Origin of the sequence: Rhodococcus sp. PAE-6 (assembly GCF_025290685.1) — a bacterium.
Classification (GTDB): Bacteria; Actinomycetota; Actinomycetes; order Mycobacteriales; family Mycobacteriaceae; genus Rhodococcus; species Rhodococcus pyridinivorans.
This window is the reverse complement of the sequence record NZ_JAOCLZ010000273.1, coordinates 1-231: the sequence shown is the minus strand read 5'-3', so window position 1 is coordinate 231 and position 231 is coordinate 1. Positions and strand designations below refer to the sequence as shown.

Annotated in this window: 1 protein-coding gene; it reads left to right on the top strand. The window is 74.0% G+C overall.

Going from position 1 to position 231, the window contains the following annotated elements; translation table 11 throughout:
- Positions 1 to 39 precede the first annotated feature (39 nt).
- A partial coding sequence (locus NVV99_RS27000; RefSeq protein WP_260783359.1) for a hypothetical protein occupies positions 40 to 231 on the top strand: 192 nt, incomplete at its 3' end.

Genomic DNA, 231 nt, shown 5'->3' with positions numbered 1-231 from the left:
GAGCATCTCCCGGCGCACATGGTGCCTACCGTCATCAGCGTGCTCGACGAGATCCCGCTGCCCCCCGTCGGTACACTCGACCGCGCCGCCCTGCCCGCACCGAACCTGACCGCCGGCACCGGCGACCGTCCGGCCCCCACCGACCCGCTCGAGTCGCTCGTCGCCGACGAAGTCGCCGACGTGCTCGGCCGCGACCGACTCGGCGTCGACGACCCCTGCGTCGACCTCGGC